This window comes from Streptosporangium sp. NPDC050855 (assembly GCF_044456585.1).
Lineage (GTDB): Bacteria > Actinomycetota > Actinomycetes > Streptosporangiales > Streptosporangiaceae > Streptosporangium > Streptosporangium longisporum.
In genome coordinates this window covers 297149-321945 of the sequence record NZ_JBITFY010000002.1, presented here as the reverse complement: position 1 = coordinate 321945, position 24797 = coordinate 297149, and the positions used below count along the sequence as shown (strand labels likewise).

Sequence of the window (24797 nt, the reverse complement as noted above, 5' to 3'; positions counted from 1 at the left end):
TGTGGAGACATGGACAGCGGCGCCAGATGAGCGAGGCTGTATCAGCCGACCTCCATCAACTCGGCGGCAAACAGCGCGCTCGCCGCCCTGAGGATCTCGTTGGCGCGCTTGAGCTCGGCGTTCTTTTTGCGAAGATCGCGCAGCTCTGCAGGCCGGATGGTGACCAGTTGGTCGTCGTCTTGGTACGTGGCCTCATCCTCGCGAATCCACGTACGCAGTGCTTCGCGATGAACGCCCAGATGCTCTGCCAGACGGCTGATGGCCGGTTTGGGGTTCGAGTCCCGGTACAGCTGCACCGCGTGCGACCTTAGGCCATCGGGGTACTTTCTTACGGCCGGCACCCGATCGTTCCTCTTCCCTCGTGAGCCGAGCGACCTTCCGAACTGTTTCGTCAACCGATCTTGTGATCGTGTCGAATGCAGAAGCCCTGTAGGGCACGTGAGACATACCGCGCTTGCGGTGGTCAGCGGCGGGATCGTGTACAGCCTGTGCCGCATTCAGAGGGATTTTTCGCCCCCAGGGCGGGGCGGCGGTTGTGGGAAGAAACCGGTGCGGACAGGCAGAAGGGCCGTCGGGTGCTCACCCAGGCCGTGCGACTGCACAACCCCCCGTCGTCGCCCGGCAGGACGAGGTGAATCGGCGATGGGTCCGCCTGGTCCGGGTCCGTAACGCGATCACCACGGCGGCCCTGTTACCCCGGCGGCCCTGTTACCCCGGCGGCGGTGGAGACCGTCTTCGGCTTCAGTGATCAGCGGGCTGAACAAGGAGTGGCGCCGGCGTTGAAGGCCGCGATGGACGGCTTCGCCCTCGCCGCCGTCCACATGGTCTTCCGCACGATCTCCGGCGGCTAGTCGACGGCCTGTGGGCGGTCGGTGATTCCGCGTCGTTGGTCTGCTCCTGGCGCCGCCGCCCGGTGGGTCTCGTGCGGGTAGGCCTTGAGCGTGACCTCGTCGTGCAGGCGCATGCCTTTGCCGTTGAGGCCGGTCAGGGCACGGGCGAGCGACGCGGGAGCGTTGTTGATCAGCCGCGCTCCCTGGATCAGGGCCCACAGCTCCAGGCGGCTGCCGGGGATGAGCCGTTTGGCGGTGGCGACGGCGAAGGTCCGGCTGCGTCGTACGTAGTCGCCGATCTGTTGTTCGTAGGCCGTGAAGGCCCGGGTGTGGTCACCGCGTGCCTCGGCCAGTTCGCCGGCCAGGACGTAGGCGCCCACGACGGCGAGACTGGTGCCGCCACCGACCGCGGGACCGGGGCAGTAACCGGCGTCGCCCACCAGGCTCACCCTGCCGCGTGACCAGGTGTCCATCCGCAACTGGGTGATCGAGTCGAAGTAGAACGCCGAGGCGCGCTCCAACTCCTCGCCCAGCAGCCGGGGGACCTGCCAGCCCATCCCGGCGAAGTGGCGGCGCAGCAGTTCTTTTTGCCGGTCGACGTCGCGGTGGTGGTAGTCGAGCTCGGTCTCGGGGCGGAAGAGGAAGACCGCGCGGGCCTCGTCCAGGCGTGCCGCGCCGTAAACGGCCGCCATCCTGTTCACGCCCGTGATGCCCTCCATGCGGTCGCGCAGGCCCAGGTAGTTGGGGATCGACATGACGGCCAGGTAGCCCCCGATCCAGGTGGAGAAGCGCTCCTCCGGGCCGAAGACCAGGCGCCGGACGGTCGAGTGCAGCCCGTCGGCTCCGATCACCAGGTCGAATCTGCGGGCGGGTCCTCGCTCGAAGGTCACGTCGACGCCGTCCGGGTCCTCGGCCAGAGCGGTGATGGAGTCGTCGAAGAGGTACTCGGCGTCGTCGCGGGTGGCCCGGTGCAGGATCTCCGCGAGGTCGTCGCGCATGATCTCGACGTGCCGGTCGGAGATGGCGCGCGTCAGCCTCGCCATCCCCAGCTCGTAGGAGCGCTCGCCGTTCTCGGAGCGGAACGCGAGCCACTCGGTGCCGGTCGCGGCGGCCTGGACCGGCTCGATCAGGCCCATCTTCTCGACGATGTCCATGGCGGGGCGGAACAGGTCGACCGCGTGCCCGCCCGCCTTGCGCAGCGCCGGAGCCCGCTCCACCACGGTGACGGTGAAGCCGTGGCGGGTGAGCCAGTAGGCCAGGACGGGGCCGGCGACGCTGGCACCGGAGATGAGGACTCGCATACGCCTCTCGCTTACTTAACGTTAGGTAGAATTTTTACCTAACGATAGGTAAGCATGATTCTCCAGGGCGCGCAAGCTCTTACCTAACGATAGGTAAGCCCTACTCTTGGTGCATGGCCAGGCCTTCGGACACCAGGACGCGCATCCAGGAAGCCGCACGCGAACTCTTCCTGCGGCAGGGCGTGCAGAACACCAGCCTCAAGCACATCGCCGACCGACTGGGCATCACCAAAGCGGCCCTGTACTACCATTTCGATTCCCGCGAGGACCTGGTCAGAAGCATCGTCCAGCCGTTCATGGACGAGCTGGAGGCGTTCACGGCCGAGCGCGAACCGGGGGACGCGCGCGCGTTGCTGGAGGACTACTTCGACCTCATCTGGCGGCACCGTGAAGAACTCATGATGGTCCTGGGCGCACCCGCCATGCTCGCCGAACTCGACCTGGTGGAGCGGATGTGGCGCTGGCGCAAGCAGCTGACCGCGCTCCTGCTCGGTCCCGCCCCCTCGACGGCCGCGCGGATCCACGCGACTGTGGCGCTCGGCGGCATGTCCGACTGCGTCGTGGAACACGCCACCCTCCCCTTGCAGGAGGTCAGGGCCGCCGCCGTGCAGGCCGCACTGGCCGCGCTCACCTGAGACCGGCCGTCCCTCGGCCGTCATCGGCGTGAAGTCGTCGCCGGCGCGACACGACGCGATCGGACGCGATCGGACGCGACCGGACGCGGTGGCCGCGCGTCCGGGCCGCCGGTCGGCCCGGGAACCGCCACATCTCGGCGGTCACCGTCCAGGGCCGGACGGGGACGGGTTCCTGTTCGAAGCGGCACGGTGACCGAATGCCGTCCCGGCCCGTCCCGGGCCGGCCCGTCCCGGACCGGCCTGCCACCGGTCCGGGCGCGCAGGCGGCACCCGGTCCTCACCAGGCCCAGGACGGGTTGCCGGTGGCCTGCTGCGAGACGGCCCACAGGCGTTCGCGGGCCGCGGCGTCGTAGGCGAAGGCGGGCGCATCGACCGGCCGGAGGTTCTCGTCGAGATAGATGCCGCGCAGCGCGGACCGGTCCGTGGCGACGGGGACGGCGTGTTCCCGCCAGGTGCCGATGCGGGTGGCCAGGGCCGCGTACGTCTCGCCCAGGTGCTCGGCGGGGACGGCGAACCGGTTCTTGGGCGCGTACAACGCTCGCAGGATCCACGGCAGGGCGGCGACGCGGTCGGCGTCGAGCCGTACGGCGGGCACCCGGACGCAGGCGACGTCCAAGGTGCCGCCCGCCCGCAGGGCCAGCGCGTAGGCGGTCATGATCTGGGCCAGCTTGGCGTGGTAGTAGGCCCTGGTCGGGCTGTACCAGCCGGGATCGTCGAGGCGATCGAAGCGGATCGTGATGCGCGGCATGGTGACCAGTCCCTTGCTGGCGACGTTGATCACCCGAGGGCGGGGGGCGGCGGCGAGCAGCGGGCTGAGGCGCGCGGTGAGCTGGAAGGGGCCGAGATGGTTGGTCGTCCAGAACAGTTCGTGACCGGATGTGGTGAACGCGGGTGTGCGCATCGTCTGGTCGAACACCGCGGCGTTGTTGATCAGGACGTCGAGGTGGCCCACCTCGCCGGCGATCTTCTCGGCCGCCGCGTCGATGGACGCGGGATCCGACAGGTCGGTCATGACGAGGACCGCGGGATGGGCGGCGCCGGCGTTGATCGTCTCCAGGGCGGTGCGGCCCCGGTGCGGGTCGCGGCACAGGGCCAGGACCCGGTGGCCGTCTGCGGCCAGTCGCTGCGCCGCCCGCAGGCCGATACCGGAGTTGGCGCCGGTGACGGCGATGGTGAGGGGGGCGGGGAGAGCCATACGAGAATCCTAAGTGTTCGGAACGTTTCGAACAAACTAGGATGTCTTCATGGCCGATGTCGAGGAGTTCGTGGAAAGCGCCGGGCTGTACTTCGAGCGGCTGGGCCTGAGCCGCACCGCCGGCCGGGTGATGGGGTGCCTGCTCGCCGACACCGGCGACGCCGCCGACGCCCCCGGTTTGTGCGAACGGCTCGGAGTGGCCAAGAGCAGCATGAGCGTGGCCCTGCACCAGCTGGAGCGGGGCGGGCTCGTCGAGCGCTATCGTCCCCCGCGGGCGCGGCGGGATCACTACCGGCTGACCGACGACGTCTTCGGGCGCGCGTTCCGGTCGAAGATGGCCGAGTTCACCGCCTTCGCCGCACTGGCCGAGCAAGGACTCGGCGCGGTGGGAGACCACCCCGCCGCCCGGGCCCGGCTCGAGCACATGCGCGACATGTACGCCTTCATGGCCCGGGAGTTCCCCAGGCTCCTCGACCGGTGGGACGCGGAACGGGCCGGTGCCGCACCACGGCCACCTCAGGCCTGAGAGCCGCGACGTCTTTCCTGCCTGACCAGAGCCGGATCATTCGGCGTTCCCGCCGGCAGGACAGCGGCGCTCGGGGGGCAGCGGCACGTTCCCCCCGTCCTGGGTCAGGTAGCGCAGGACGATGCCGGTGGCGCACGCGTTGTGGCCGACGACACCGTGCCCGCCCGCCTCGACGGTGAGCAAGGCCGCTCGCCCGAGGAAGGCGTCATGCATGCCGAGACCGGCGATCCATGGGGTGGAGGGGTCGCGCAGGTTTTGGACCACCAGGATGTTGCGGGGGCCCTGACCGGTGATGCGCACGGGCGGTTCGGACGGAGCGGGCCAGAAGGCGCACGGCCGGATGGTGGCCGAGCGGCCGGCGTCGTCGGGGTGGCGGCGGCGGTCGGCGCGGACCGCATCGGCGTAGAAGCGGGTCCGGCGGGGCCAGGTGGCGTCGTTGCAGTGGACGGCGGTTTCGAGGGCGACCCGGTTGTCGCCGGGTGGCACGGGGGTGGGAGGCGCCTGCGTCGTGGCCGCCGGAGTATCGCCCCGGGTCGTCGAGGCCAGGTAGGCCCAGGTAGCGGCGATCTGCGGGAACCTGCGCTCTTGGGCCGCCTTCAGCGCGTCGAGGGTCAGGTGACGTAATACGTTGCCGTCGATGCGGGCGCCGGAGTGCTCGAACGGGGCGGCGTCGAGGGTGCCGACGAGGTTGCGATACCGCCGGTGCACTTCGGCGGAGGTGCGGCCGAAGCCGTAGGTGTCGTCTCTGGCGGCGACCCAGGCGGTGAGATCGGGGAGGCGCTCGGCGACGCCGCGCCCGCCGAGGCGGATGAAGCCGTACCACATGCGCCGCGGATCGACGGCGCTGTCGAGGACGACGCGAGCGGTGCGGTGGGGGAACAGGGTGGCGTAGACGGCTCCCAGGTAGGTGCCGTACGAGATGCCGTACAGGGAGATCACGCGTTCGCCGAGGGCCGCCCGGATACGGTCGAGGTCACGGGCCGCGTTGGCGGTGCTGAGGTGGCGGATGAGCGGGCCGCCGGCCCGCAGGCAGGACGCGGCGGTGCGCCGGGAATAGGCGATCATGGCGTCGATCGAGCCGTCGGGGTCCGGGTAGCGCGGTCCCGGGCCCGCGTCGGTAAGGCCGCACGTCACAGGGGTGCTCTGACCGAGCCCGCGGATGTCGAAGCCGACGAGGTCGTAGCGGTCGCGCAGGCCGGGCGCCCCGTCTCGGTACAGGTCAGCGGGCCAGTCCAGGCCGCTTTCGCCCGGCCCGCCGGCCAGGTGCACCAGGGTGCCCAGACGGCGTGCCGGGTCGGCGGCGGTGATGCGAGCCAGCCTGACAGTGATGTGCCGGCCGCGCGGACGGTCGTAGTCGAGCGGTACTCGCAGGTCGGCACACTGCTGGTGCGGGTGAGAGGGCTGGGTCGCAGGAGGGCATGGGCCCCATGTCGGCGGGGAGCGGTGCGGCCCGGTAGCGGAGGATGAGGAGGGGACGGCGGTGGTGGCGGGCGTGCCGTTGGTCAGGACGGCGAGTGCGGCCACCGCGGCGAGGCTCGTACGGATGGCGTGGTCGCGCATGGTTGATCTCTTCACTCGATGCCGTCCAGGTAGAACAGCTCTTCGACACTGGCGTGCAGGACCCGCGCCAGTTTGAGCGCCAGCACGGTGGAGGGCACGAACTTGCCCGTCTCCACGGTGTTGATCGTCTTTCGGGTGACCCCGACCAGGTCGGCGAGCTGTTCCTGGGTCAGGTCGTGCTGGGCCCGGGCCACCTTGATCCGGTTGCGCAGCGGATGACCGCCGTCGGTGCCGCGCATCACGCTTCCCGGGTGAGCCACAGCCGGGCCGCGCCGTAGCTCACCAGTGCCGCCGCGATGGTGAACTTCGCCTGAGCGCCGGAGGTCGTCGTCACGTCGAAGAAGTACGGGAGCTGGGCGGCCAGCGCCCCGCTCAAGGCGATGGTGGAGGCGTGCCGGTTGGCGCTCACGGTGCGCTCGTCCTCGACGACCGCGCCCATACGCTTCAACGTCACCTTCGCCCACACCGCCACGGCCAGGGCCGGGACGGCCAGCAGGAACGACAGCAGATAGGCGAGTTCCAGCCCGGACGGCCAGTCGCCACCCTGCTGGGCGTCGTGAACGCCTGTGGCGGTGAGGTTCACCGCGGCGGCGACTCCCCAGGTGAACAGTGCGCCGTCGAACAGTCGGCTTCGCCGGGCGCGGGCGGGATTGATCGACATCGATGGCATGACCCCTCCGTTGAAGTAACCTTTACTACTCATTAAGTACCCTAAACTACTCATCAGATGAGCCGCAAGTTCGTTCCGCTCGGCGTCCCGAAGGCGTCTTCAAGCGCAAGGTTGGACAAAGGCGCGCGGAAGGCCGACCGTCGCGCTCCGGCCGAGCGGTGACGAGACATCCGCCGATCGGGCTTGACGTTGAGCCGACGGTGCGGGACTTCCTCGAAGTCGAAGGTCGCACGGCCCCGGCGTTCCAGGCGGCCGGACTCGGCGGGAGCCGCTCCGATGGCATCGAGGTGCCTTCGGGCTTGCTCGTTCTCGTATTTCACAATATTGTGAAATTACTTTCTAGTTGTGAAGGGGCTGGCTTCATGGAGGGTTCGGTGGGCATGGCGCGTGAGGCGGATCGTGAGGAGGTGCTGGGCTGGGTCGAGCGGGTGGCGATGTTCCTGACCGCCGACGGCCTGCCGCCGGTCGCGGGGCGCGTGCTGGGGTGGCTGATGATCTGTGATCCGCCCGAGCAGTCGGCCGGGCAGATCGGCCGGGCGATCGGGGCCAGTCCCGCGGCCCTGACCACGAACATGCGGGTGCTGCAGGCCATGGGGTTCGTCAGCCGGCGCACCCGGCCCGGTGAGCGCACCGCCTACTACCGGGTGGAGGAGGGGGCCTGGGAGAAGGTCGTGCGGCGGCAGATCGCGACCCTGACCGCGTTTCGCGAGGTCGCCGGTGACGGCATGAACCTGATCGGCCCGGACGGCGCGCGGGCCGCGCGGATCCGCGAGGCGCACCACATCTTCGACTGGATGGCGAAGGTGTTCGACGACGCGCCGCCCCCCACCCCCGTCACGGAGACCTGACGTGACCGGGAACGCCGTGGTGGTCGGCGGTGGGATCGGCGGCCTGGCCGCCGCCATCGGGCTGAGGCGGATCGGCTGGACGGTGACCGTCCTGGAGCGCAGCTCCGAACTCGGGGAGATCGGCGCCGGCATGTCCCAGTCGCCCAACGCCCTGCGCGCACTGGCCGAGCTGGGTGTCGCCGATGCGGCGCGGGCCGCCGGGGTGCCGTTTCCCGGCATCTTCAACCTGCGCGTCCCCTCCGGCGGCCACATCGCCCGCGCGCTGCCCGGCACCACCGGCCCGCTGCTCGGTTTCCACCGCGCCGACCTGCACCGGGTGCTTCTGGACACGGTGCCCGCCGGGTGGGTGCGTACCGGCGCGCAGGTGAGTACCGTCCGCCAAGATGGCGACGAGGTCATCGTCGGCTGCGACACCGAGGAGCTGAGGGCCGATCTGGTGGTGGCGGCCGACGGGGTGAACAGCACGGTCCGGCGTCTGCTGTGGCCCGAGGCGCCCGGCCCGCGGTTCTGGGGGAACACCGTCTGGCGGGGCATCGCGCGCACCGACGGCGTCGAAGCCGCCATGACCCTGGGGCGCGGCCGGTACTTCCTGGTCATGCCGGTCGGAGGCGGCCGGGTCTACTGGGCGCTGGGTGCCCGCGCCGACCGGCCCGGCGTGCGCTACGACGACGAGCTCGCCGAGGTGCGCCGCCGCGTCCAGGGCTGGCACGACCCGATCCCTCACCTGCTGGAGGCGACCCCGCCCGAGGCGGTCCTGCATCACGACATCACCGACCTGGACCCCCTGAGGGACTACGCGCGGGGAAGGGTGGTCCTGCTCGGCGACGCCGCCCACGCGATGCACCCCGACATGGCCCAGGGAGCCGCCCAGGCGCTGGAGGACGCCGTCGTGCTCGCCGCCGCCCTCGCCGAGAGCAGCGACGACATCCCTGCGGCGCTGGCCCGCTACGACGAACGACGACGTCCCCGCACCCAGACCATCGTCCGGCAGGCGCGCGCCAAGGGCTTGGGGTCGACCTCCGGCAACGCCGTCGGCTACCACCTGCGGACGACCGCCCTGCGCCTGGTCCCCTCCTCGCGCTGGCCCGCCCTGGCCGCCAAGGCCCTCGCCCCGGTATGGGACTGGACGCCACCGCCGCTTCCCCGCTGAAGGATCGCGCCCGCGCCGGACCGGTGACCAGGACCGGCCCGCGGACCCTCACGCCGGTGGCGCCGAGGCCGGGCCCGGCGCGGGGCCACCCGTCGAACGGCCCTTCAGGGGGATGGGCCAACCGGGCGGCGCACGCATCGCACATACCCCTTCCTGTGTCCGGTGGGACGGGCCGGAAGGACGTGCGACCTTCACCGGCAGGCGGTGTACCGGTGCCCGGACGGGGTTGTTAGGGTGTGCGGCGGTGCGCCGGGAAGTCTGGTCGGCAGTTCTTCACCCACGTCCCGCTACCGCACCGGAGCCCCGATGAACCTGCTGCTGGCCTTCTCCGCGCTGTTGCTGCTCGCGGTCCTGGTCTCCAACCTGGCCAATCGGACGATCCTGTCGACCGCGGCACTGTTCCTGCTGGCCGGGTTCGTCCTGGGCGACGGGGTCAGCGGGCTCATCCCGCTGACCCCGGACGATCCGGTGGTGGCCACGCTGGCCGAGCTGGCGCTGTTCGCGGTGCTGTTCACCGACGGCATGCGGGTGGGCTGGACCGACCTGCGCCACGCCTGGCGGCTGCCCGGCCGCGCCCTGGGCTGGGGCCTGCCGCTCACCCTGATCATCACCGCCCTGACGGCGCACTACCTCATCGGGCTGGGCTGGATCGAGTCACTGCTCATCGGGGCGATCCTGGCGCCCACCGACCCGGTGTTCGCCGCCGCGCTGGTCGGCAACGAGCGGGTGCCCCCTCGGCTGCGCCAGCTGCTGAACGTGGAATCCGGCGTCAACGACGGCCTGGCGCTGCCGTTCGTCATGGTGTTCCTCGCCATCGCGGCCGGCTCGGCCGACCTGCACCTGGGCGAGCTGGCCCTGGAACTGGGCCTGGGCGTGCTGATCGGCGTCGCGGTGCCGTGGGCGGCCATCATGCTGGAGCGCACCCGCTGGTTCTCGGCCTCCCACCACTACGAGCCGCTCAACGCGGTGGCCATCGGCCTGCTGGTGCTGGCCCTGGGCAAGGCCACCCACGGCAACCTGTTCCTCGCCGCCTTCTCCGCCGGTATCACGGTGGCGACCTTCGGAGAGCGCCAGCGCGAATCCTTCGAGCAGTTCGGCGAACTCGTCGCCGAACTGCTCAAGCTGGCCGCGCTGCTGGTCTTCGGCGTGCTCATCTCCCCGGCCCTGCTGGCCTCGGTGGGCTGGCAGGGGTGGCTGTTCGCGATCCTGGCCCTGGTGCTGGCCCGCCCGCTGGCCATCTGGCTGTCCTTCCTGCGCTCCGGGCTCGGCACCCGGGAGGTGGCGGCCGTGATGTGGTTCGGCCCCAAGGGCTTCGCCTCGGTCGTCTACGCCCTCATCGTGCTCAACTCCGCCATCACCGCGGCCGAACAGGTGTTCACCCTGGTCGCCGTGACCATCGTGCTGTCGATCCTGCTGCACTCCTCCACCGACGTCGTGGTGGCCCGCTGGTTCGACGACGAGCGCGAGACCCCCGCCTGGCACGACACCGTCCGCCGGGTCCGCACCCGGCTGCGAGGTGGCAGGGAAACCGGGGACCCGGCATAGTCCCGCCCGGAGCCGTCCTCACCGGGTTCGGTGCCGCCGGTGCCGCCGGCCTCGATCACCGGCTCCTGCGGCGTTGAGCCGTACCGCACCCCGCCGAGGCATACGCTGCAGCGGGGCAGAGACGATCAGCTGAGCGATTCCAGGATGGTGACTGCGGCTTTCGTGCCGTCTTCAGCGCGGACGGCGTCGGCGAGCCGGTCGGCGCGCCGGGCCATGGCGTGCTCGCCGGTGGCCTGGCGGATCGCGGCGGCGAGTCCTTGGGCGGTGAGGTGGCGTTGCGGCAGTGGTGCCGGGGCCACACCCGCGGCGTGTGCGCGGGCGGCCCAGAACGGCTGGTCGGCGACGAAGGGACAGATGATCTGCGGCCGCCCCGAGGCCAGTGCCGCGCCGGTGGTGCCGCTGCCACCGTGGTGGACGATCGCGGCCATGCGGGGAAACAGCCAGTCGTGCGGGGCCTGGTCCAGCACGAACACCTCCTCGGGCAGGGCGGGCGGGCCGTCGACGGCGATGCCGCCCCAGCCCGACACCAGCACCGCGCGCATACCGGTCAGGCGAACCGCGTCCAGGACGACGCGGCCGATGCGGTGGGGGTCGGTGCCGGCCATGCTGCCGAACCCGATGTAGAGCGGCGCCGGACCATCAGCCAGGAACCTGACCAACTCCTGCGGCGGGCTCCAGGTGGGGGCGGCGGGCAGGAACCAGAACCCGGTGGTGTGGACCTGAGGCGGGTAGTCGGCGCCGGAGGGGAGCAGGTGACGGCTGAAGCCGTGCAGCACGGTGGCAGGGCCCCCATCAGGGCGGCGCAGGAAGTCGTGGCGGCCGCGTCGGCGGGGCAGGTCGAGCGTCGTGTCGGCCACCGCGCCGAAGGAGCGCAACATCAACCGAAACGGCAGGTAGGAGGCGCGATTCAGCGCCCGCGGCAACGGTAGCGGGATCATCGGGTTGGCGAAGGAGGCGTTGGGCACCCACACCGGCTGCAGCAGCGCCGCCACGGAGGGCACCCCCAGGGCCTCGGCGATGCGATGGCCCGGGATGCTGGGGCCGTGCACGACCAGGTCGGCGCCGTCTTCGGCGACGGCGACCATGTCGGTGAACACCCGCGCCATCAGCGGTTTGCCGGCCCGCATCACCTCCAGGGCGATCTTCTTGCCGGCCAGGCCGCGGTAGTTGGTCTCGATCGCCGTGCGGATGCGGGGGTCGTCCAGGAGGGTGTTGGGGCCGTCGTGCACCGGCGCGAACGGCAGGCCGTGCGGTTCGGCGAGGGCGGCCGAAGCGGCCGGGGCGGCCAGCACCGCGTGGTGACCGGCGTTTCGCAGGGCCAGGGCCAGGGCGGCGTACGGCTGGACGTCACCGCGGGTGCCGTGGGTGAGGATGAGGACCTTCATCGCGTTCCTCGTTCCGTGGCGGCGCCGTCCCAGGCGCTGAGCATGCGCTCGTCGGTGAACACGCCGTGGGTGAGCATGTCCACGGCGGTACGCGAGTAGCGCAAGGTCGCGTCGGTGTGGTGCAGGTCGGCCACGTCCAGCACCCGTGACAGGTGCTCGCCGAAGGCCAGTGGCGCCAGCAGCCAGGTCACGTACAGGGCGGCGCGGGCCCGCGCGTCGTCGGCGGGGCGCACCCATCCTTCGTCGCTGCCCTGCTGCAGCCAGGCGGCGGTGGTCTCGACGATCTCGTCGAACAGCGCGGCCGCCTGCTCGGTGCCGTCGAGGAAGGCGCGGGCCAGATAGCGCCGCACCGGCTCGGCCGCCTCCAGCATGGCGGCCAGGCCGGAGGTGTCGGCCAGGTCGACCGGGTCGTCGGGATTCCCGCGTACCAGGGAGATCACATACTGGTCGCACGCCGTGCGCAGGCCCTCCTTGGACCCGAAGTGGTGCACCACGAGGGCGGGGGAGACGCCCGCCTTGGCGGCGATGGCCCGGATGCTCACCCGGGCGACGCCCTCGGAGCCGAACAACTCCAGGGCCGCGTTCCCGATCCGGGCCCGCGCGGTGAGATCACTGCCTGAACGCATGTTCAGCATGCTAAACAAATGTTCAGCCCGAAGGGAAGGGGTCGGGAACATCTCGATGAGCGGTCATGTCGCCGATGGCGGACATGCGAGCATGACGATTCATGACGATCACGGAGCGAGAGACCACCACCGCCCACCTCGCGCAGGGGCTGGTGGAGTACCGGCTGGAGGGCGAGGGCCCCGAGACGGTCGTGATCTTCCACGGTGGTCACATGCGGGCCGGACTGGCCCTGGGGGAGGAGGTCTTCACCGCCTCGGACCATCAGGTGCTCGCCCTCTCCCGTCCCGGATACGGGCGGACCCCGCTGACCACCGCCACCACGCCCGCCGCCTTCGCCGACCTCACCGCGCACCTGTGCCATGAATTGGGCATCGAGCGGGTCGCCGCGGTGGTGGGCGTCTCGGCGGGCGGGCGCACCGCGCTCACCATGGCGGCGCGTCATCCGCACCTGGTGGAGCGGGTGATCCTGCAGAGCGCCGTCGCCTTCGTACCCTGGCCCGACCGGCGCACCCGCCTGGCCGGCCGCCTGGTGTTCAACGCCCGCGCCGAAGTCGTCACCTGGGCGGCGGTACGGCTGCTGATGCGCACGGCGCCGCAGGTCGGGTTGCGGTTGTTGCTGCGTGACCTGTCCACCCGGCCGACCGGCCAGGTCATGGCCGGCCTGAGCGAGCACGACCGGGCCGAACTCATCGCGCTGTTCACGCTCATGCGCTCAGGGGAGGGCTTCGTCAACGACATGCTGCCCGTGCCCGACTGCGCCGGGCAGGTCACCCAGCCGGTCCTGGTCATCGCCAGCCGCACCGACCGCTCGGTCCCCTTCACCCACGCCGAGTCCCTCACCGCGACCGTCCCGCGGGCCGAGCCGGCCGAGAGCCGGGCCGACGGTCACATGATCTGGTTCGCTCCCGACTACCCGGCGATCGCCGGAAGGATCAAGAATTTTCTCGGCGCGGGGTGAGCGCTCACCCGCCCCCGTCCCCGGCACGCATCGCCCCGGGGACGGGGGCTCCGGGGGTTCACATCAGATAGCGCAGCCACAGGTAGGGCGTCACCAGCGCCACCGTGACGAAGGCGACGACGAGGCCGTACCTGGTGAACTCCCAGAAGCTGATCGGGGTGCGGTTGCGGGCGGCGATGCCGATGATGACGACGTTGGCGGCGGCGCCGACGGCGGTGGCGTTGCCGCCCAGGTCGGCGCCGAAGGCCAGCGCCCACCACAGCACCTGCGCCTGGTCGCCGCCGCCGTTCGCCTGGACCAGGTCGGCGACGATCGGGCTCATCGTCGCCACGTACGGGATGTTGTCCACGATCGCCGAGATGCCGGCCGAGGCCCACAGCAGGCCGATCGCGGTCAGCCCCAGCCGGCCCTCGGTGGCGCCGACGGCGGCCTGGGAGATCTGGCCGATGACGCCGGTCTCGACCAGGCCGCCGACCATCACGAACAGCCCCATGAAGAACACCAGGGTGGGCCACTCGACCTCGGCGATGGCCTGCTCGGTGGTGACCTTGGTGGCCGCCACCAGGACCCCGGCGCCGAGGATCGCCACCACCGAGGGCTCGTAGTGCAGCACCGGGTGCAGCACGAAGGCGGCCATCACCACGGCGAGCACGACCAGGCTCTGCCACAGCAGGGTGCGGTCGGCGATGGCCTCGCGCTCGTCCAGGGCCATGATGCCGGCGGCGCGTTCGGGGTCGTAGACGAACGCCTTGCGGAACAGGATCCGGCACAGGCCGACGAACACCACCATCAAGATGACGATCATCGGTGCCATGTGCACGAGGAAGTCGTTGAAACTCAGCCCGCTCCGGCTGGCGATGATGATGTTGGGCGGGTCGCCGACCAGGGTGGCGGCCCCGCCGATGTTGGAGGCCATCGCCTCGGCGAGCAGGAACGGCACCGCCGGCAGCGCCAGGCGCTGGCACACCAGGAACGTCACCGGCGCGATCAGCAGCACCGTGGTGACGTTGTCCAGCAGCGCCGAGGCGAGCGCGGTGATGAGCACCAGCAGCACCATCAGCCGGAACGGGCGCCCTTTGGCCCGCTTGGCCGCCCAGATGGCCAGGTACTCGAAGATCCCGGTCTGCTTCAGCACCCCGACGATGACCATCATGCCCAGCAGCAGGAAGATGACGTTCCAGTCGATGCCGCTCTCGGGGGAGAAGAACGCCGCCTCCGCGTCGCTGGCGTGGACGGCCAGCATGATCCCGGCTCCGCCGAGGGCGGAGGCGACGCGGTGGATCCGCTCGGTCGCGATCAGCGCATAGGCGCCGAGGAAGACCGCCACCGACAGCCAGGCCAGAGCCGTCACGACGCGAGCACCCCGTCCATGAGCGCCTGCAGCGTCACCGCACCGAGCAGGCGGCCCTGGTCCACCACGGCCACCAGCGGGCTGTGGGTACGGGCCATCAGCGCGGCGATCTCCAGCACGGTGGCGTCCGGGTCGGTGACCGGTAACTCGCGCGGCGTGGGCGGCAGCGCCTGGCGTACGGTCTGGCCGGCCACGTCGCGCAGGAAGGCGTCGGCGTGGGCCTCGTCCACCACCCGGGCCAGTGCGGGATCGTCCTGGCAGTAGCCGGGCACCGTCAGGGCCAGCACCTGGGTGCCCGCCAGGATGCTGAGCGGCAGCCCGCCGGGGTCCACCACGATCAGGCCCGGCAGGTCCTGGTCGGCCAGCAGCCGGGCGGCGTCCAGGACGGAGGTGTCGAGGGTGACGGTGGGGAAGTCGGCGAGCAGGTCGCGAGCACGCATGAGGGCCCTTCCGGGGTCGACGGCACAACTGCCGACCAGACTTCCCGGCTCACCTTCGACGGACCCTATCAACGATCGCCGATCCGAGAGAAAGGGGGGCCGGTGTCCACCGTCGAGGCGGCCGGCCTGACCAAACCGTCTGGCCCTGACCCCTTACGCCGACCGTCGCGCCCGCACCCTGTCCATGGGCAACCTGCAGCGCCTGGCCCTGGCCAAGGCCCTCATCGGCCGGCCGACCTGCTCATCTTGGACGAGCCCGTCAACGGCCTGGATCCCGTCGGCGTCGTGGAGATCCGTACCCTGCTGGCCGGCCTGGCCCGCGAACACGGCGTCACGGTGTTCTTGTCCAGCCACCTGCTGGCCGAGGTCGCGCGCCCGGCCACCCGCGTCGGCATCATTCACCACGGCCGCCTGATCCAGGAACTCCACACCGCCGCCCTGGACGAGCGCCTGCGCCGTCACCTGACCGTGACCACCCGCGACGACACCACAGCCCGCCAGGTCCTGCACGCCCGCGGCCACGAGGCCGCTCACGACCGCGGCACGGGGCTCGTCCTCACCGGCGAACGCGCTGTGGCCCGGCCCGAAGAGGTGGCCACCGTGCTGGTCGAGGCCGGCGTGCCCCCACCAGGCTCCCCGTGCAAGAAGAGGACCTGGAGAGCTACTTCCTGCGCATGGTGGGAGCGGGCAATGCGTGAGGCGCTGTGGGCCGAGCTGCTCAAAGCACGACGCGGTCGCCTGCCCTTGTCACCACCCCGCTGTCCCCGGCCGCCAGCCTGGGACGCGGCTACCTGGCCGCTGTGGGCGCCATGTTCGCCGCACTGTTCTGCGCCCAGGTCATCGCCGCTCTCGGCTTCGGCCACCACTTCCCCTGGTCGGTTCCCGGCCTGTACGCCGGAATCGCCGGCCCCGACCAGGAGCGGCCCGGCCCGATCGGCTTCCTTCTGGTCCTCGCGGTCGGAGCCGCGGGCGTGCTCGCCACCGCGGCATGGTGGTGCAGAGCCGACCACCACCGCTGACCGCCGGCACCACCGACACGCGCGACACAACACGGCCGCCGGCTTTCGAACTCCGCTCGCTGTGCCCGGCGATACACCGACTCGCGGTGATCATGCCAACGAATGTGACACCAAGCCGGGCTTACCGTTCCGTTCCTGCCGGACCCCCTGGTCAATGACCAGTTGTGCTCCGAGGTCGGGCAGGTACGTGGAAGTGATCATGGCGTCCCTTTCGTGCTGCGGAGGGCGGGTACGAGGCGCTGCTGGCCGCCGGACTGACCGGTTGGCGGGCCCGCACCCGCGGCGCCTACCTGACCGCCACCCTCACCCGGGCCGAACTCAACCCCGCCCTGGCCTGGATCGACATCATCGGCATGGCCCAGTTGGCCGGCATCGGCTTCACCGTCTCCCCGCTGATCAGCGAACTGGCCTGCTTTGACCAGCCGGACATGCTGGAACACGCCAAGGGGGCGGTCCTGCTCGCCTCCGCCGTGGCCACGCTGTCGGCCGTCATCGTCTTGGCCCGTCACAACATCCACTACCGCGACCACCTCTTGGCACGGGCAGGACCGCGACGCGGGCGAGACGCATTCCGTCGTCGTGACGCCGGGGTGTGGTGTCGAAGATCAGATGCGGGTGGACCCGGCCCGGTTCAGGCGGGCATGGAGGGTGGCGGCGAAGTCCTCGGCGCGTTCCAGCTGGGTCCGCAGGTCGGTGATCCGGTCCTCGGCCACCTGCTCGTAGCCGCGCACGATGTCCAGCAGCCGTTCGCGCTGCCCGGGTTCGATCGGGTCGGGGTCGTCGAGCCGGTCGGTGGCCTCCAGCAGGTCGCGCATCTGGTCCAGGGTGAAGCCGAGCGGTTTCATCCGGCGGATCACCATGAGGCGGGCGACGTCGCGTTCGGTGTAGAGACGAAAACCACCCTGGGAGCGGGCGGAGGGGATGACCAGCCCGACTTCCTCGTAGTGGCGGATGGTCCGCAGGGACAGCTCGGTGCGGGTGGCGACCTCGCCGATCCGCATGTGTTCGGAGTCCACGCCCGGCGGCCCTTCTGGCTGGTCGACACGCCCCTGACACCCCAGAGCGATCCCTACTCTAACGTTAGGGTAGGGTCAGCATATGTGGAGCGCGGCCCTTGGTGTGCCGTCCGCCCACCGGTGCGGGTGTGCCCCCGGCCGTGCCCGTGGACGATGAGGTCCCGGCGAAGACCACCGACACTCAGCGGGAGAGAGCGTGCGCGTAGCCGCGATGCCAGGCGCCGCCGCCTGCCCGCCGTGATCCCTCGCCCGTGACCTCTCACCCCGGCTGAGCAGGACCGCTGCTCTTCGACGACTTCCGCCCGCCGCCGTCGCGGGCGATCCGCGGGTGGCCGCCCAGGTCTCCCGCGCCATCCTCCCTCGCTCGTCCCGTATCGACAGGGGCGTGCCCGAGCACGACAGGTTCCTTCTCCCTTGCAGACTTCCCTGCTGTCTTCGGCCGCGCGGCTGCGCGGTTTCCGCCCCTCCTGGCTGTCGCCGAAGGTCGCGCGCACCGAGGTGCTGGCCGGCCTGGTGGTGGCCCTGGCGTTGATTCCCGAGGCGATCTCGTTCTCCATCATCGCCGGGGTCGACCCCGGCATCGGGCTGTTCGCCTCCTTCACCATGGCCGTCACCATCGCCGTCGTCGGTGGCCGCCCCGCGATGATCTCCGCGGCGACCGGCGCCATCGCCCTGGTCATCGCCCCGCTGAACCGCGAGCACGGCCTGGGATACCTGGTCGCCGCGGTCATCCTCGGCGGCGTCATCCAGGTGGTGCTGGGCTCTTTGGGAGTGGCCCGGCTGATGCGGTTCGTGCCGCGCTCGGTGATGGTCGGATTCGTCAACGCCCTGGCCATCCTCATCTTCGCCGCGCAGATCCCGGAGATGCGAGACGTCCCCTGGGCCGTCTATCCGCTGGTCGCCGCGGGGCTGGCGCTGATGGTGCTCTTCCCTAAGGTCACCAAGGCGGTGCCGGCGCCGCTGGTGTCGATCGCGATCTTGACCGTCATCACGGTGGCAGCCGGGATCGCGGTGCCGACCGTGGGCGACAAGGGCGCCCTGCCGTCCTCGCTGCCGGTGCCGGGCCTGCCCGACGTGCCGTTCACCCTGGACACCCTGACGCTGATCGCCCCGTACGCGCTGGCGATGGCGCTGGTCGGGCTGATGGAGTCGCTGATGACCGCCAAGCTCGTCGACGACCTCACCGACACCCACTCCAACAAGACCCGCGAGTCGATCGGCCAGGGCATCGCCAACATCGTCACCGGCTTCTTCGGCGGGATGGGCGGCTGTGCCATGATCGGCCAGACGATGATCAACGTGAGGAACGGGGCCCGAACCCGCCTGTCGACGTTCCTGGCCGGGGTGTTCTTGATGGTGTTGTGCATCGTGTTCGGGCCGGTCGTCTCGACCATCCCGATGGCCGCGCTGGTCGCGGTGATGATCCTGGTCGCCTTCGCCACCTTCGACTGGCACTCCATCGCCCCGGCCACGCTCAAGCGGATGCCCGCCGGGGAGCTCATCGTCATGGCCGTCACCGTCGCGGCCGTGGTCGCCACCCACAACCTGGCCATCGGCGTGGTCCTGGGCTCCCTCACCGCCATGGTCATCTTCGCCCGGCGGGTCGCCCATCTGGTCAACGTCACCGCCGTCGTCGACCCCGAGGGCCACCAGGTCACCTACTCCGTCACCGGGGCGCTGTTCTTCGCCTCCAGCAACGACCTGGTCTACCAGTTCGACTACGCGGGCGACCCCGACAGGGTGATCGTCGACCTGACCGGTGCTCACATCTGGGACGCCTCCTCCGTCGCCGCCCTGGACGCCGTCACCACCAAGTACGAGGCCCGCGGCAAAACGGTGGAGATCATCGGTCTGAACACCCACAGCGCCAAGATGCACGACACCCTCAGCGGAGAACTCACCAGCCACTGAACCGGCCGTGACCACAGGTCAGGCGAACCCGCCGGTTCGGCGCGGCGCGCGAAGCTCACCGAGTGCGACGGCCAACCGTTCGCGCGGGTCGGCCTGGCGGGCATAGAGCCACGACCGCGAGATGCCGGCCTGGCGGGCGACCAGTTCGATGGCGATCTGCCTAAATGATGCGCGGTGGTAGGCGACCGGTGCGAACGCGGCGACGGCGCAGGCCACCGCCACGGCCTTCAACACCCTGCGCGGAGCGGGCCGCGACGCCCGCTACCTCACCCGCAAACTCATCTCCCACCTCAAGACCCACCGCTCCCGGGCGCGCGTATAACGAAGGGAGCTTTCCTGGTTCTCCGCTGTCGAAAACGTCCCACTACGCCCGGCGGCACACCAACCGCGATTCCCCTCTCTCGGCAGAGATGCCGGAGGAACGGTCGAAGGGGCGACCGAACCGAGTTCGGCTCGTACTGTCACCTCGAATGACGTTCGGTCGCCCTGGTTGGACAGCCATCTAATGGACAGTGCGCAGGTGGGGGCGGCACCCCACTGTCAAGTTCGATGGCCCCGGACAGCGGTCGTCCGGGCGTCCCGAAACCGGCGACGGACGGCGCAGGGAGGCGTGTCGGGGTGCGGTATCACCTTGTACGTTCGTTCACCGCTTCTTTTCGCCGCCCCTTCTCGGCGCCGCCGTACCCGGTGGCCGTCGGCTCCTCGGGAAATGGAGGCGGGTCGGGAGCGGCGGCGATCCCTCCCCGTCACGGGAGCCGGATGTTCCGGAAGCGGCGCGTACGAGAACGATGACGGCATATTCGGCACCGGCTGTTGATCACATAGAGTGCCGTTCGAAGGGTGTCGAAAGCGTCGGTCATGAATCGCTCCTCGATGTCCTTCGCCATGCACAACAGAACAATTCAAGGTTCGATCACCCAGGGGGCACAGGTGTTCCGGTGGATGACCAGGACGAACGTGTCCGTACCGCCGCCGCGGGACCGTGACGCGCAGGCGCGTGCGCGCGGGGCCCGGCTGTTCACCGAAGCCCGTGAAGAACTCAACCGAGCGGACACGAAGGCACAGGTGCTTCTCGGTGTCGCGGGGCTGGGAATCGGCGCGGTCGCCGGTGGCCTGCTCGCGGGGAACTGGTCGCCGCTGAAGTTGCACGTGGGTCTGCAATGGCTGTGGTGGGTGGGGGCGGTGTGCGCGCTCGCCGCCCTGGTCTGCCTGGCGGGCGCGGTCTACCCGCGCATCACGAAGCGCGCGCTGGGGTTCACCTACTTCGGTGACGTCAACCGGTACGGCTCCGCGGTGAAGATCGCCAACGCGCTGCGCAAACACGACGACGAGGACCTGACCGCCCTGGCCGAACAGATCCGGACGATCAGTGTGATCGTCACCAGAAAGTACCGGCTCATCCGGTGGGGTTTCTGGCTGCTTCTGGTCTCCATCGCGTCGATGGTCGGTTCGGCGGTGATCCAGCTGGCCCTCTGACGCCCTCGCGTGACCGCCGGAACGGCATACCCGGCCGTACGCGTCCCGGGTCGTCCGCCGAGCCGTCCGCACGGCTGCCGCGAGCTAGAAGTCGCGCCACTCGTCGAACCAGCCGGCGGCCTGGGAATCGGGGATTCCGGCGCGTTGTGCCAGGTCGAAGAAGGCGTCCGCGGCCTGTTCCCGCCGGAGGGTGTCGATGATCTCGTAGCGTTCTTCGATCCCGTTGAGTTTCTCCACGAGGGTCCGCAGGATCGGCCGGGCCGCGGCCACCGTGGCGGGATCGCCGGCGGACAGGCGGCCGACGGCGCGGACGGCGGACGCGTAGGCCTTGCAGGCCGCGGCACCCGCTCGTTCGTCGTCGTCGACCCAGTCACGCAGCGGGTTGTCGACATTGGCCGCCAGCCAGGCGTCGGACTTGGCGCCCCGGACGGTCACGTGCACGGGCGTTCCCCTGTAACGGGTCTTGAGAAGTCCGGCCTGGCTGCGCCGGATCCCGTCGACGCTCACGCGGCGCAGGGACGCGGCGGAAGGCGGCAGGAAGGTGGCGTCGATGCCGTAGGCGTCGGTGAGCCGCAGGGTGTGCAGCCGCGGGAAACGACCCGGGTCGAAGGTGTCGAGCAACCGGCCGTACGGCCGGCTCCACCCCAGGTGCAGGGACTCCAGGCCGGTGAGGGCTCCGAGCGTGACCGGTGACAGGTCGCCCGCCACGTGGAGGTCGAGCTCGCGAACCCCGTGCAGGCCGCTCGGGACGGTACCGGCCGCCGAGGTCATGGTCAGCTCGATCCACCGGCCGTCCTCGGCCGCCTCGACGGTCTCGGGCGGTTCACCCGTCAGACGGAGGTCCATCAGCCCGGGTGGCAGGCGCAGGTGCCGGAGCCCGGTTCCCGAGATCGTCAGTGTGGTGAGGTGCGTCGTGCTCAGATCGACGGTGCCCGGCGGATCGTTCCAGGTGAGCCGGTCGATGAGAGGGCGGGCGGTGAGAGCCTCGGTGAGACCGCGGTCGGGACCGGAGTGCCGCAGGGCGGTCAGGCAGGGCAGCGCGTCCAGGGCCGGCCAGCGAAACCGGGGGAGGTGGGGCGGAAGGTCGAGGTCCGGCACCGTGGCGTACAGGGTCCGCGGCCCGTCGCCGAGATCGACCACCACCGGGTCCTGGACGGGTTCGCCGTAGGCGGCCCTGGCGTCCGCGGGCACCTGAAGGTCCCACCGCCGCTGGTGGACGACGGACGAAGGCATGCTCTCCCAGACGCCGTAGGCGTTGGTCTCCTGCGGGACACCGGGGAGGACGGGCATCCACCCGAGCCAGACGAGATCCGGTGGCGGGGGGACGGAGAGGTCGACCCTGAGGGCCTCCGGTCTTTCCGGCCACTTCGGCCAGCCGTGGTGGGTGAGGACGAGCGGACCGGCCGAGGCGAGGTCCTCCAGCGCGGGCATCACCGCGGAGTACCAGTCGAGCGTGCACACCGTCGCCCAGCCGTCGGCGCCGATCCCGCCCACCTGGCACGCACCGTAGCCGCCCAGCGGAAGGGGCATGGCGGCGACGTCTCCGGCCTTCATCATGGTCGGGAAGGTAGCAACCGCCTATGACAAGATCTTCATCGGTCGGACCGTTCACCGCCGTCCCCGCGCTCCTCGTGGGGACGGGACCGTCGGGAAGGACGTGATGAGGTGAGGTACTTCCGGCGAGGGTGGGACGAGAACCGGGGGGACGAGTACGCGAGCTGGGGAACGTCCACCTTCCACCTCGCCCTCGATGACGAGGGATACGCCCACGTGCAGGTCGAGGTCTACGCCGACGGCACGGTGATCGCCTACGACGCGGAGCACGAGGGGGCTCGCCGGGGCTCAGGGCAGGTAGACGGGGGCGAGGTCGACGAATATGCGGTAGTCGGTGATCAGGCCGTCGTCGCGGGTGCGCCAGATGGACACGGCCACGACGCTCGCCTCCTTGCCGTCGAGCCGCCGGTAGGTCACCTCGGTCTCGGCGATGATGTCCGCCCCTACCTGCCAGTTCCTGACGATCCGGTGCCGCAGGCCGCCGATGGTGGAGAAGAACGTCCGCAGCCCGGCGGCGACGGCCTCGCGTCCCGTCGTCGGCTCGGCGTTGCCGAACACCAGCGTGGCGTCCTCGGCGAGCAGCCGTACGAACGCGTCGGGGTCGAACGAGTCGACCACCTGGAAGACGTGCCGCACCACCTCGTCGCTCATGCCGATCCTTCCTCGCCCGGCCGGGGCCACTGGTGGGGACGATACGGGGCGAAGGGCGACGCGCAACTGTCCCCGAGGTGGGTATCGTGTCGCGCCGGCGCTCACCGGAGATCTCCGGTGCGACGGTGTGCGGGCTGTTCCGCGTCCGGGCGCCTTCGCGGTGGAGCGTTCACCGTCCGCTGATCCGGTGGCGTCTCCGGCTGCACGGCGACAGGATGCCCCCATGCAGCCGGTCTTCGTCCTCGTGCACAGCCCGTCCGTCGGCCCCTCGACCTGGCATCCCGTCGCCGAACGGCTGACCGCGGCCGGACATCGGGTGCGGGTGCCGTCCCTGGTGAACGTGGGCGCCGGTGGCCCGCCGTTCTGGCCCCGGGTCGCCGGCGCCGTCCGCGACGACCTCGAACAGGTCCCGGCCGCCGTTCCGGTCGTGCTGGTGGTGCACAGCAACGCGGGGTTCTTCCTTCCCGCGATCCGTTCGGCCCTCGACCGCCCGGTGGCCGGTTCGATCTTCGTCGACGCCGCGCTGCCGGCCCGGAGCGGGGAGACCCCCGTGGCCCCGCCCGAGCTGCTGGAGTTCCTCCGCCCGAAGGCCGTGAACGGCGTGCTGCCCCGCTGGACCGACTGGTGGGACGAGGCGGACGTCGCCTCCATGTTCTCCGGTCCCAAGATGCGGCGGACGGTCGTCGAGGAACAGCCCAGGTTGCCGCTGTCCTACTACGAGCAGCGCGTCCCCGTCCCCGACGGCTGGGACGACCATCCCTGCTCGTACCTGCTGTTCGGTCCCCCGTACGACACCTTCGCCGCCGAGGCGCGCGACCGTGGCTGGCGGGTGGCGCACCTGCCCGGGGCGCACCTGCACCAGATGGTCGACCCGGCGGGCACGGCCCGGCACATCGCCGACCTCGCCGCCGGGCGCTGATCCGTTCCTGGACGGACCGGCCCGGTCCTGCGCCGCCCCGGAGGCCGTCGGTGATCGGAAGGGCTCTCCGAGGCCGCTTCGTGAACGGTCAGGAGGGCCCGGCCTCCGAGGCGGGACGCCGCCGGTCCCGGAACGGCGCATTTCCGGATAAGCACGGCGGGCCGGGGGGTGTTACCGTGGCGCTGCGGTGGATCTCTGGAGGCCGGTATGGCGGGAAGAACCACGGAGGACCTGTGGCGCGAGGCCCGCGCCGCCCTGGAGCGTAACGGCGACCGGTTCGCCGAGCTGGTGACCTCCGCGCCCGATCCCCGGGCCATGGTCACCCGGGAGTGGACGGTCGCCGACACCGCGGCCCACGTGGTCACCATCGCCTCGTACTACCCGTCCCTGCTGGGGCCCGGCGTCCCCGACCCGTTCCCGGGCCTCGCGGACCGCATCCACTCCGTCGACGTGGACACGGTCGCCGAGCTCAACCACCACGTCATGAAGGAGTTCACCGAGCGGGACCCGCGGGTGCTGGCCGGGCACCTGCGGCGCCACATCGGGGACATCCTGCGGATGAGCGAGAACGCCGATCCCGGCCGGACGGTGACCTGGCTCGGCGCCTCCCGCCTGCCCGTGGCCGGGCTGCTGGCGCACCTGGTCAACGAGCTGATGATCCACGGCCGGGACGTCGCCCGCGCCCTCGGTGCCCCCTGGCCGATGTCCCCCCGGGACGCCGCCCTCTTCTTCGACCTGTTCCTGGTGGGGCTGTCCCGCAACGGCAGCGGGTCGCTGCTGGAGCACGGGGAGCCGCCGAACCCGCGCCGCATCGCGGTGGAGTTCCGGTCCCGGTACGTCACCCCGGTGACGCTGGTGCTGCGGGACGGGAGGGTGACGGTGGAGGAGGCGGGGGCCGGGGCCGACGTACGCCTGCGTTTCGACCCGGTCGCCCTGAACCTGGTGCTGTTCGGGAGGATGAGCCGGGCCAGGGCGGCGCTGACCGGGAAGGTCGTCGTCACCGGGCGGCGTCCCTGGCTGCTGCCGGCCTTCCTGCGCAAGGTCCACCTGCCCGCCAACGCGTACCCGGCCCCGGTCGTGACGGACCGCTCCTGACCCGTGGCCCCCGGGGAACACGCCGTTCGGGGGACAGGCCGCCGCGGAGCCGCGCCTCGTGAGCAGGACGGCCGGATCGGCCTGAGACGGACGGCCGGATCGGTCAGGAATCGAGAAGCGACGGCCCCCGGCCGC

Annotated in this window: 27 protein-coding genes and 1 pseudogene; 13 read left to right on the top strand and 15 right to left on the bottom strand. The window is 70.9% G+C overall.

Annotated features, from left to right (window positions below; translation table 11 throughout):
- Positions 1-41 precede the first annotated feature (41 nt).
- Positions 42-497: a transposase gene (locus tag ACIBCT_RS06635; protein WP_399186389.1), complete on the bottom strand. Its 456-nt coding sequence runs from the start codon at positions 495-497 to the stop codon at positions 42-44.
- A gap of 225 nt (positions 498-722) precedes the next feature.
- On the opposite strand from ACIBCT_RS06635, the gene ACIBCT_RS06630 reads away from it, so the two are divergent.
- Positions 723-851, top strand: coding sequence for a hypothetical protein (locus tag ACIBCT_RS06630; RefSeq protein WP_399186388.1), 129 nt, complete (start codon positions 723-725; stop codon positions 849-851).
- On the opposite strand, the gene ACIBCT_RS06625 is transcribed toward ACIBCT_RS06630, so the two are convergent.
- The gene (locus tag ACIBCT_RS06625) at positions 848-2131 is read right to left on the bottom strand and encodes an FAD-dependent monooxygenase (protein ID WP_399186387.1); all 1284 of its coding nucleotides are present in this window, start codon (positions 2129-2131) and stop codon (positions 848-850) included. The genes ACIBCT_RS06630 and ACIBCT_RS06625 overlap by 4 nt on opposite strands.
- A 113-nt stretch (positions 2132-2244) precedes the next feature.
- Between ACIBCT_RS06625 and ACIBCT_RS06620 the strand changes: the two genes are divergently transcribed.
- Complete coding sequence (locus tag ACIBCT_RS06620) at positions 2245-2766, top strand: TetR/AcrR family transcriptional regulator (RefSeq protein WP_399186386.1); 522 nt, start codon at positions 2245-2247, stop codon at positions 2764-2766.
- Between the two features lie 277 nt (positions 2767-3043).
- Here ACIBCT_RS06620 and ACIBCT_RS06615 read toward each other — a convergent pair whose 3' ends face one another.
- The gene (locus ACIBCT_RS06615) at positions 3044-3961 is read right to left on the bottom strand and encodes an SDR family NAD(P)-dependent oxidoreductase (protein WP_399186385.1); all 918 of its coding nucleotides are present in this window, start codon (positions 3959-3961) and stop codon (positions 3044-3046) included.
- A gap of 49 nt (positions 3962-4010) precedes the next feature.
- Here ACIBCT_RS06615 and ACIBCT_RS06610 point away from each other — a divergent pair, with 49 nt between their 5' ends.
- Positions 4011-4487: a GbsR/MarR family transcriptional regulator gene (locus tag ACIBCT_RS06610; protein WP_399186384.1), complete on the top strand. Its 477-nt coding sequence runs from the start codon at positions 4011-4013 to the stop codon at positions 4485-4487.
- Positions 4488-4523: 36 nt separating this feature from the next.
- Here the strand turns inward: ACIBCT_RS06610 and ACIBCT_RS06605 are convergent, their stop codons facing one another.
- The 3 genes from ACIBCT_RS06605 to ACIBCT_RS06595 are packed head-to-tail and all read right to left on the bottom strand — an operon-like array spanning position 4524 to position 6717.
- A complete protein-coding gene (locus ACIBCT_RS06605; protein ID WP_399186383.1) occupies positions 4524-6047 on the bottom strand; it encodes an alpha/beta fold hydrolase in 1524 nt (507 codons plus the stop codon).
- Positions 6048-6058: 11 nt separating this feature from the next.
- Entirely contained in the window at positions 6059-6286 is a 228-nt protein-coding gene (locus ACIBCT_RS06600; protein WP_399186382.1) for a helix-turn-helix transcriptional regulator, read from the bottom strand.
- Entirely contained in the window at positions 6286-6717 is a 432-nt protein-coding gene (locus tag ACIBCT_RS06595) for a hypothetical protein (RefSeq protein WP_399186381.1), read from the bottom strand. Before ACIBCT_RS06595 ends, ACIBCT_RS06600 begins: the two co-directional genes overlap by 1 nt.
- A gap of 362 nt (positions 6718-7079) precedes the next feature.
- Between ACIBCT_RS06595 and ACIBCT_RS06590 the strand changes: the two genes are divergently transcribed.
- The 3 genes from ACIBCT_RS06590 to ACIBCT_RS06580 all read left to right on the top strand — a co-directional run bounded on the left by ACIBCT_RS06590 (position 7080) and on the right by ACIBCT_RS06580 (position 10260).
- Positions 7080-7565 carry a GbsR/MarR family transcriptional regulator gene (locus ACIBCT_RS06590; RefSeq protein WP_399186380.1) on the top strand — a complete coding sequence of 162 codons (486 nt, stop codon included), beginning with the start codon at positions 7080-7082 and terminating at the stop codon, positions 7563-7565.
- Between the two features lies 1 nt (position 7566).
- Positions 7567-8715 (top strand): FAD-dependent monooxygenase, encoded by a 1149-nt coding sequence (locus ACIBCT_RS06585; RefSeq protein ID WP_399186379.1) that lies wholly within the window; start codon positions 7567-7569, stop codon positions 8713-8715.
- A 306-nt stretch (positions 8716-9021) separates the two neighbouring features.
- Entirely contained in the window at positions 9022-10260 is a 1239-nt protein-coding gene (locus ACIBCT_RS06580) for a cation:proton antiporter (RefSeq protein ID WP_399186378.1), read from the top strand.
- A 125-nt stretch (positions 10261-10385) separates the two neighbouring features.
- Here the strand turns inward: ACIBCT_RS06580 and ACIBCT_RS06575 are convergent, their stop codons facing one another.
- A complete protein-coding gene (locus ACIBCT_RS06575; RefSeq protein WP_399186377.1) occupies positions 10386-11645 on the bottom strand; it encodes a glycosyltransferase in 1260 nt (419 codons plus the stop codon).
- Complete coding sequence (locus ACIBCT_RS06570; protein ID WP_399186376.1) at positions 11642-12271, bottom strand: TetR/AcrR family transcriptional regulator; 630 nt, start codon at positions 12269-12271, stop codon at positions 11642-11644. The genes ACIBCT_RS06575 and ACIBCT_RS06570 overlap by 4 nt, the downstream gene beginning before the upstream one ends.
- A gap of 101 nt (positions 12272-12372) precedes the next feature.
- Between ACIBCT_RS06570 and ACIBCT_RS06565 the strand changes: the two genes are divergently transcribed.
- Positions 12373-13230, top strand: coding sequence for an alpha/beta fold hydrolase (locus ACIBCT_RS06565; RefSeq protein WP_399186375.1), 858 nt, complete (start codon positions 12373-12375; stop codon positions 13228-13230).
- A 58-nt stretch (positions 13231-13288) separates the two neighbouring features.
- On the opposite strand, the gene ACIBCT_RS06560 is transcribed toward ACIBCT_RS06565, so the two are convergent.
- The 3 genes from ACIBCT_RS06560 to ACIBCT_RS06550 form a co-directional block, all read right to left on the bottom strand.
- Entirely contained in the window at positions 13289-14581 is a 1293-nt protein-coding gene (locus ACIBCT_RS06560; protein WP_399186374.1) for an ArsB/NhaD family transporter, read from the bottom strand.
- Complete coding sequence (locus ACIBCT_RS06555; RefSeq protein WP_399186373.1) at positions 14578-15021, bottom strand: CBS domain-containing protein; 444 nt, start codon at positions 15019-15021, stop codon at positions 14578-14580. Before ACIBCT_RS06555 ends, ACIBCT_RS06560 begins: the two co-directional genes overlap by 4 nt.
- A 153-nt stretch (positions 15022-15174) precedes the next feature.
- The gene (locus ACIBCT_RS06550) at positions 15175-15555 is read right to left on the bottom strand and encodes a hypothetical protein (RefSeq protein WP_399186372.1); all 381 of its coding nucleotides are present in this window, start codon (positions 15553-15555) and stop codon (positions 15175-15177) included.
- A gap of 266 nt (positions 15556-15821) precedes the next feature.
- Between ACIBCT_RS06550 and ACIBCT_RS06545 the strand changes: the two genes are divergently transcribed.
- Positions 15822-16040 (top strand): hypothetical protein, encoded by a 219-nt coding sequence (locus ACIBCT_RS06545; RefSeq protein ID WP_399186371.1) that lies wholly within the window; start codon positions 15822-15824, stop codon positions 16038-16040.
- A gap of 239 nt (positions 16041-16279) precedes the next feature.
- Positions 16280-16480 (top strand): annotated as a pseudogene (locus ACIBCT_RS06540) (Na+/H+ antiporter NhaA); the annotation flags it as partial.
- A 165-nt stretch (positions 16481-16645) separates the two neighbouring features.
- Here ACIBCT_RS06540 and ACIBCT_RS06535 read toward each other — a convergent pair.
- Positions 16646-17041 carry a MerR family transcriptional regulator gene (locus ACIBCT_RS06535; protein ID WP_399186666.1) on the bottom strand — a complete coding sequence of 132 codons (396 nt, stop codon included), beginning with the start codon at positions 17039-17041 and terminating at the stop codon, positions 16646-16648.
- Positions 17042-17485: 444 nt separating this feature from the next.
- Between ACIBCT_RS06535 and ACIBCT_RS06530 the strand changes: the two genes are divergently transcribed.
- Positions 17486-18967, top strand: a complete 1482-nt coding sequence (locus ACIBCT_RS06530; RefSeq protein WP_399186665.1) for a SulP family inorganic anion transporter — start codon at positions 17486-17488, stop codon at positions 18965-18967.
- Positions 18968-18985: 18 nt separating this feature from the next.
- Here the strand turns inward: ACIBCT_RS06530 and ACIBCT_RS06525 are convergent, their stop codons facing one another.
- On the bottom strand, positions 18986-19201 hold the full coding sequence (locus ACIBCT_RS06525; RefSeq protein ID WP_399186369.1) for a hypothetical protein: 216 nt from the start codon (positions 19199-19201) through the stop codon (positions 18986-18988).
- A 624-nt stretch (positions 19202-19825) separates the two neighbouring features.
- Here ACIBCT_RS06525 and ACIBCT_RS06520 point away from each other — a divergent pair.
- Entirely contained in the window at positions 19826-20443 is a 618-nt protein-coding gene (locus tag ACIBCT_RS06520) for a Pycsar system effector family protein (protein ID WP_399186368.1), read from the top strand.
- Between the two features lie 84 nt (positions 20444-20527).
- Here ACIBCT_RS06520 and ACIBCT_RS06515 read toward each other — a convergent pair whose 3' ends face one another.
- Together ACIBCT_RS06515 and ACIBCT_RS06510 are read right to left on the bottom strand one after the other, a co-directional pair.
- Positions 20528-22000: a hypothetical protein gene (locus ACIBCT_RS06515; protein ID WP_399186367.1), complete on the bottom strand. Its 1473-nt coding sequence runs from the start codon at positions 21998-22000 to the stop codon at positions 20528-20530.
- Positions 22001-22285: 285 nt separating this feature from the next.
- Positions 22286-22648, bottom strand: coding sequence for a nuclear transport factor 2 family protein (locus ACIBCT_RS06510; protein ID WP_399186366.1), 363 nt, complete (start codon positions 22646-22648; stop codon positions 22286-22288).
- 223 nt (positions 22649-22871) lie between these two features.
- Between ACIBCT_RS06510 and ACIBCT_RS06505 the strand changes: the two genes are divergently transcribed.
- Both ACIBCT_RS06505 and ACIBCT_RS06500 read left to right on the top strand, forming a co-directional pair.
- Positions 22872-23567: an alpha/beta hydrolase gene (locus ACIBCT_RS06505; RefSeq protein WP_399186365.1), complete on the top strand. Its 696-nt coding sequence runs from the start codon at positions 22872-22874 to the stop codon at positions 23565-23567.
- A gap of 207 nt (positions 23568-23774) precedes the next feature.
- Complete coding sequence (locus ACIBCT_RS06500; protein WP_399186364.1) at positions 23775-24662, top strand: maleylpyruvate isomerase N-terminal domain-containing protein; 888 nt, start codon at positions 23775-23777, stop codon at positions 24660-24662.
- The last annotated feature ends 135 nt before the right edge of the window (positions 24663-24797 follow it).

Bases quoted from the DNA above. Each gene is read 5' to 3' on its own strand.
- ACIBCT_RS06635 (WP_399186389.1), bottom strand. From the start codon at position 497: ATGCGGCACAGGCTGTACACGATCCCGCCGCTGACCACCGCAAGCGCG.
- ACIBCT_RS06625 (WP_399186387.1), bottom strand. From the start codon at position 2,131: ATGCGAGTCCTCATCTCCGGTGCCAGCGTCGCCGGCCCCGTCCTGGCC.
- ACIBCT_RS06620 (WP_399186386.1), top strand. From the start codon at position 2,245: ATGGCCAGGCCTTCGGACACCAGGACGCGCATCCAGGAAGCCGCACGC.
- ACIBCT_RS06615 (WP_399186385.1), bottom strand. From the start codon at position 3,961: ATGGCTCTCCCCGCCCCCCTCACCATCGCCGTCACCGGCGCCAACTCC.
- ACIBCT_RS06610 (WP_399186384.1), top strand. From the start codon at position 4,011: ATGGCCGATGTCGAGGAGTTCGTGGAAAGCGCCGGGCTGTACTTCGAG.
- ACIBCT_RS06605 (WP_399186383.1), bottom strand. From the start codon at position 6,047: ATGCGCGACCACGCCATCCGTACGAGCCTCGCCGCGGTGGCCGCACTC.
- ACIBCT_RS06600 (WP_399186382.1), bottom strand. From the start codon at position 6,286: ATGCGCGGCACCGACGGCGGTCATCCGCTGCGCAACCGGATCAAGGTG.
- ACIBCT_RS06595 (WP_399186381.1), bottom strand. From the start codon at position 6,717: ATGCCATCGATGTCGATCAATCCCGCCCGCGCCCGGCGAAGCCGACTG.
- ACIBCT_RS06590 (WP_399186380.1), top strand. From the start codon at position 7,080: ATGGAGGGTTCGGTGGGCATGGCGCGTGAGGCGGATCGTGAGGAGGTG.
- ACIBCT_RS06580 (WP_399186378.1), top strand. From the start codon at position 9,022: ATGAACCTGCTGCTGGCCTTCTCCGCGCTGTTGCTGCTCGCGGTCCTG.
- ACIBCT_RS06575 (WP_399186377.1), bottom strand. From the start codon at position 11,645: ATGAAGGTCCTCATCCTCACCCACGGCACCCGCGGTGACGTCCAGCCG.
- ACIBCT_RS06570 (WP_399186376.1), bottom strand. From the start codon at position 12,271: ATGCGTTCAGGCAGTGATCTCACCGCGCGGGCCCGGATCGGGAACGCG.
- ACIBCT_RS06565 (WP_399186375.1), top strand. From the start codon at position 12,373: ATGACGATCACGGAGCGAGAGACCACCACCGCCCACCTCGCGCAGGGG.
- ACIBCT_RS06555 (WP_399186373.1), bottom strand. From the start codon at position 15,021: ATGCGTGCTCGCGACCTGCTCGCCGACTTCCCCACCGTCACCCTCGAC.
- ACIBCT_RS06535 (WP_399186666.1), bottom strand. From the start codon at position 17,041: ATGCGGATCGGCGAGGTCGCCACCCGCACCGAGCTGTCCCTGCGGACC.
- ACIBCT_RS06520 (WP_399186368.1), top strand. From the start codon at position 19,826: ATGAATCGCTCCTCGATGTCCTTCGCCATGCACAACAGAACAATTCAA.
- ACIBCT_RS06515 (WP_399186367.1), bottom strand. From the start codon at position 22,000: ATGATGAAGGCCGGAGACGTCGCCGCCATGCCCCTTCCGCTGGGCGGC.
- ACIBCT_RS06510 (WP_399186366.1), bottom strand. From the start codon at position 22,648: ATGAGCGACGAGGTGGTGCGGCACGTCTTCCAGGTGGTCGACTCGTTC.
- ACIBCT_RS06505 (WP_399186365.1), top strand. From the start codon at position 22,872: ATGCAGCCGGTCTTCGTCCTCGTGCACAGCCCGTCCGTCGGCCCCTCG.
- ACIBCT_RS06500 (WP_399186364.1), top strand. From the start codon at position 23,775: ATGGCGGGAAGAACCACGGAGGACCTGTGGCGCGAGGCCCGCGCCGCC.